At 44.3% G+C, this 5,592-nt stretch carries 5 protein-coding genes and 1 pseudogene; 3 read left to right on the plus strand and 3 right to left on the minus strand.

Annotation, left to right across the window (positions count from 1 at the left end; translation table 11 throughout):
• A partial coding sequence (locus H7F08_RS14715) for a transposase (protein WP_193640954.1) occupies nucleotides 1–210 on the plus strand: 210 nt, incomplete at its 5' end.
• Here the strand turns inward: H7F08_RS14715 and H7F08_RS14720 are convergent.
• Both H7F08_RS14720 and H7F08_RS14725 read right to left on the minus strand, forming a co-directional pair.
• Complete coding sequence (locus H7F08_RS14720; RefSeq protein WP_193640955.1) at nucleotides 194–1,666, minus strand: GumC family protein; 1,473 nt, start codon at nucleotides 1,664–1,666, stop codon at nucleotides 194–196. The two genes, H7F08_RS14715 and H7F08_RS14720, sit on opposite strands and share 17 nt — an antisense overlap.
• Before the next feature lie 11 nt (nucleotides 1,667–1,677).
• Nucleotides 1,678–2,745, minus strand: coding sequence for a polysaccharide biosynthesis/export family protein (locus tag H7F08_RS14725; protein ID WP_226842683.1), 1,068 nt, complete (start codon nucleotides 2,743–2,745; stop codon nucleotides 1,678–1,680).
• A gap of 772 nt (nucleotides 2,746–3,517) precedes the next feature.
• Here H7F08_RS14725 and H7F08_RS14730 point away from each other — a divergent pair.
• Nucleotides 3,518–4,624 (plus strand): NAD-dependent epimerase/dehydratase family protein, encoded by a 1,107-nt coding sequence (locus tag H7F08_RS14730; protein ID WP_193640956.1) that lies wholly within the window; start codon nucleotides 3,518–3,520, stop codon nucleotides 4,622–4,624.
• Nucleotide 4,625: 1 nt separating this feature from the next.
• A complete protein-coding gene (locus H7F08_RS14735) occupies nucleotides 4,626–5,399 on the plus strand; it encodes an NAD-dependent epimerase/dehydratase family protein (RefSeq protein ID WP_193640957.1) in 774 nt (257 codons plus the stop codon).
• A gap of 34 nt (nucleotides 5,400–5,433) precedes the next feature.
• Here the strand turns inward: H7F08_RS14735 and H7F08_RS14740 are convergent.
• A pseudogene (locus tag H7F08_RS14740) lies at nucleotides 5,434–5,592 on the minus strand (IS256 family transposase); the annotation flags it as partial.

The following is a 5,592-nucleotide window of genomic DNA, read 5'->3' on the forward strand; positions in this document are numbered from 1 at the left end:
CCCTTGGTGAAAGTCGCCTATACCATGCAGAACCACTGGGACGGCATTCTACGTTGGTTCGAGAGCCATCTGAGTAACGGCACTCTGGAAGGTTTCAACAGTCTGCTCCAGTCCGCCAAATCCAGGGCACGGGGCTATCGCACCCACAAGAATTTTATTAACATGGCTTACCTCGTACTGGGTAAGCTGGATCTCAAGCTACCCACTTAAAACAGCGAGGAACCAAGGCTTCCCTAGGATATTGCCCCATCTTGCTCTTGTATTGATCAATCGCGCCATCCAGCGACTTGAGTTGCTGTTGTGTTTGTACTTCCTGATTATGAATCACGCTGCTAATCGCAGATCTGATAGAGGCAATTTCCTTATCCAGTTGCTGCATTTCCGGGGCGCGGTCAGTGTACATGGTCGCCAATGAAGCCTTGCGGTTTTGGGCAGTCACCAATTTTTCAGAAAGGCTATTGAGCACACTATCATTCAACGAAGTGACCAAATAAGAATCAACATGGCTTCCACCTTTACCACTGAGTTCGGAAGACACTTGTTGAAGATTTTTTAGCTTTAGATCAAGAGCATTGCGTTGGCTTTCATAATTGGTCATCTGGGTGATCATCGCCTGAGCATTCGAAGTCACCGACAACAAGCCACTGTGACTCTGATAGCGAGCCAGTTTACCGTCCGCTGTTGCCAAAGCGGTTCGCACTTTTTCCAGTTGCCCATTCAAATAATCATAGGTAGAGGACGCTTGACCCGTAGCCCATGCATGTGTTTGTTCCAGATAACTCAACATCAGGCTATTCAGGAACCTTTGGGATACATAGGGATTGGGATTTTTGAAAGACAAATAGATCAAATAACTCAGCGTAGGTGTCCCACCATTATCCTTACTGTCTTGGCTTACCGAAATATTGCCAGCAAATTCCTTGTAAACAGCCAAAGGCGAGCTGACTGTCAAATGATAAATACTATTATTATCAGGAATGAACCCTTGAGCATCTGGTTTAATGATTATACGTAGGTTTGGGCTTACTGCAGGCTCGTCAAGCACACCGTTCAATATCAAATTTTTGTCATCGAAAATTTGATAGTGACCATCTTTAGTAAATTTCAGATCCAATGACTTTCCATAGATATCAGGATTTACGGCTTCTGCAAGCGTAGCTCGCAAACCGGTTTTCTGATGTTCATAAATATTAAAGGAATGACCGCTAACCAGCCAATACCAAAAATGGACTACAGGACTCTGATCTGGATTTAAAATGGAAACATTTACTCCCGACCGCACGATGGCCCGCTCAACCACCTGGCGACTCTGCATAATCTGGACCTGAGTCTCAAGGTTGGGGGCTTGAACCAGGCCAGGCACCAGTGACAGACCTTCCGTGGCAGCAGACACGGCTGCTTGATCCTTTTCTGCATTACCCAGATAGACAGAACCGGAAGACTCGAATACAGGCACCGAAAACAGGGTAATAAGAATGGCCAGAACAGCACCAACACCGGCGAGTCCCAAGGGTAAACGCCAATGTCTTTTCAACGATCGAAGCAGTGCAGAAAGATCAATTTTTTCTCCTTCATCTCCCATACGTTCAGAGTTGTTGGCAATTGATGGCCGCCGTTGCAGATCGACGTTCTCGGACGGATGCATATTTTCAGTGTGATCAGTCACGGTATCTATTCCTAATTATTGGATTGAGACAAATACTTAATGGATACAAAAGGATTTAATATCCCTGATATGGCTTGCAATGATGGTAAAATTTGATGTATTACCTGATTCCAATTACTGACAACCGTTTGCGGCACAAATACTACATCACCTGATTTCAGAAAAAATGGCGCTGCCTTCCCTTGAAGAATGGCTTGTGCATTGACTGTAATTAATTCTCCGCTGGCACCTTCCGAACGAATAATACGGATATCACTGAGCTGTGCATTGGTAAGGGAAGTAGTGTCCATGCCCGCTGAAGACAGTGCTTGCAACAATCCCAATCGCCCATCTACAAAAGGCACAGGACCTGGCTTGTTTACCGCCCCGAATACAAATGCCCTCATTGTGGCAACGCTGGGTACAACTACCGTGTCGCCACTTTCCAAGGGTATATTCTGGTTCAAATTGCCATCGCTGAGTAGCTGATGGAAGTTGACCGGCAATTTTTTACCGTTTTGTACGATATAAGCCCCACGCAAATCGGCCTCTGGTAGATTCACTGTGCCACCCAAAGCCATGGCATCCAGCAGGCTCAGATTTCTATCAGAAAATTTCAGACCGGGCGCAGTAAATTCACCGAGCAAGTAATAGCGAATGCTATGCGCAACTTGAAGCTGAACAGTCACATCTGGATTGATAATGTATTTGGCATACATTCTGGTAAGTTTCTGCTGCAGCTGGGCAGTTGTCAGTCCTGCCACATGAATCAGACCGAGTTCAGGTAATTGGATGTTCCCTTGATTCGTCACCAAAGCACCAGGGATTCCCGTACCATTTGTCACACCTGCAGCGGAAAGCATTGGGTGCAGATAAACCGAGACCGATACCACATCTCCGGCGCCCAAATGATAAGCTATGTCAGGATGAAGCATTTTTTTAATCGTACTGGCGGGCAAGGATTCGGGTTTAACCGCAATTACCGGACTGGGCAGCCTCTTTATAGAGACTGCATGATCAGCGGAGAAAGTCGAAGCGCAACCCGCAAGTAAAATTGGTACACCAGCAACCACCAGCAACAACTTTAATCTGTTGATCATGTAGAATAATCCTTAAGTACTAACGATACGTTATCAACTTGCCTGCATCTCAGCTAAGACCTACAACCCAGACATACAAAAGCAATAGCAAAAAAACAGCGATCACAAACAACCATAGCGCTTATAAAGCAAAAATCATACCAATATATTGGAATCCATATCAAGAAGCGTAAAAAAGATATATCATATTATAAAACAATAAGTTGAAAATTTTAGTTCTGGCAAATTGAATCCCACACACTATATTCAAGACGAGGGAAAAGGTCTTATAACAAACAAAATTAAAATTATGTATCGCATGGCTTACAAATCGAAAACAATAACTCACAACCGGTATCTTCTCTGCCCGGATCCTCATTGAATAAAAATCTACTCATCTATCCTCCGGGTAAACTGAACAAATCGGCTTTGAAAGTCAAGAAGATATCATTTATACATACGTAGTAACTGACATCAGCAAGCAAGAGAAGGGCAAGGACCTGCAATTCTGGCGTTCACAAACGGTATAACAATGAACGTATTCTAAATAAAATTCTAACTTTACAGAATGTTGCAACAATCTCAAGACAAAAATCACTATTATATGTTACAAAAATAATACAACTCTATGAAGCCTTCTAAAGTGTTATATTTTTTAACAGCATGTTTTTATTATATTAATTTTTTGGCACGTTAAATGCTTATATTCCTGACTAGATAGGCTTTCATTCATCACACTGGCCGTATTCAATCATTGCAAACTTAGTAATTTTAAAATATTTGGAGAATGATAATGACAACTTCAGGTCGCTTAACCGTTGAATATGAACACCTTAATGAATTTTTCGATGCCAAGAATGTTCTAGTTACTGGCGGCTTCGGCTTCGTTGGTGGTCATGTAACAAAACGTCTTGTGGATCTGGGTGCCAACGTGACAGTGGTCGATATCAATACAGATCCCCAAAGAGATTCAATCATGAACTGCGCTTCTATGGATCTTCGTTCCAAAGTACTCGTCCAGAAAGCGGATGTAGTTGATGTTAACGCCATGAAGGAAATCATTCATGAAGGCCGTTTCCACTTCATTTTTCATTTTGCCGCGTACGCTTCAGTGATTGAAAAAGCAGTAAGCGCGCCTTACGACACCATCATGGCTAATACTATGGGCTGGGTAAATGTACTCGAAGCCTGCCGGACAGCTAATCATAAGCCAAACATGATTTTCCTCTCCTCTACAGATAAAGTTTATGGAGAGATGGAGGGCGATTCCTACACTGAACATTTAACTCCGCTCCGAGGCATCGGCGTGTATGATTCAGCAAAACTTGCAGCAGATGTATTTTCGAGGACTTATCACGAAGCCTTTGGCTTGCCGACAGTCACTCTACGCATGTGTAATATATATGGTCCCTATGATTTCAACATGGGTTACCGACTTCTACCCAAGGCCATGGCCAATATATTTGGAAATTCCGAGCCGACAGCTCCGGAACTTTATTTCGATGCCATTGAACACCATCGCGACTATTTGTATGTAGACGATCTGGTGACTGCCATCCTGTTACTGGCGCATGGTAAAAAATGTCGTGGCGAAGTCTACAATCTTTCTGCTGGAACCTATCTGCCTACCCCACAAATGCTGAAAACCATCGTCGAGCAGGCCGTGCAAGTGGAAAAAGAATTCGACAGTGACCGGGCTGAAAAAATCCTGAATAATGGTATATCCATACACGTACGCAGCACTGGCGCTACGGTACATGCCATTACCAAGCAACATCTTAATGGAAGCAAGATTGAAGATGCTACAGGTTTCAGGTCACAAGCTGATTTTCTGAGTTCGTTGCGCGAGACCATTCGCTTTTACCGAAATTATCTTAAAACCAAGAATGAAGGTTGCTGATATGAATCCATTCTGGAGTGGGCGCCCCTGCCTCGTCACTGGGGGGGCCGGGTTTGGCGGTTCCCATCTTTGTGAGCATCTCCTGAATTTAGGAGCCCTAGTATATGTGCTTGACCGTTGGTTACCCACCAACTCATATCTTGTCCTCACAGACATGATATCGAAGGTCAATTATATTCAAGGCGACATCAGAGACATGGATTTGCTTCGCTTAACCTTGGAACGCTTTGAGATAAACACGGTTTTTCATCTTGCAGCGCAGCCTATCGTTCCTATCAGCAACATCCTTCCACAGGAGACCTTCAGCATCAACGCTCAAGGCACATATACAATCCTGGAAGCTGTAAGAACAGTAAGCTGCACTGAACGACTTGTTTTTGCATCAAGTGGGGCCTATTACGGAGCCACATCAACCGATAATGCCATTCTGGAAAATCACCCACCGCTACCAGCCACCAACATTTATGCGCCTTCAAAGGTAGCAGGTGATGTGGCGGTTAGAACGTACGCACATGTATATGGTATGAAAACTGCTGCGTGCCGTTTTATGAATACATATGGCCCAGGCGATAGTAATTTCAGCCGAATCATCCCCCGCGCGATTAAAAACATGATAACCGCTGCACCCTATGACTTTGGATCACGCGACGATGGCAGTTCGCGAATTGACTGTCTTTACATCGGTGACATGGCACACGCCTACACTAGCGTTGCCGAAAATCTGGAAACAATTGCTGGCGAAGCTTTTAATTTCGGGACAGGTGTAGAGCTATAGTCAAATCTGGTGTATGAGCATTTTCTGACATAGATCAGGCGGCGGTCTGTTGATCATCCGGCAGGGTTAGGTTAGCCGGTATGCCATCGATAAATTTCACCCCTGCAAAAAGCTGCAGGACTTTCTCTGGAGCATAAATCCCAATCCAGCGTTTTTCAGCCTGCTGCAGCATCTTGAAACCCAATCCCAGAAA

The sequence above is a fragment of the Acidithiobacillus sp. HP-11 genome, assembly GCF_015100075.1.
Classification (GTDB): Bacteria; Pseudomonadota; Gammaproteobacteria; order Acidithiobacillales; family Acidithiobacillaceae; genus Acidithiobacillus; species Acidithiobacillus thiooxidans.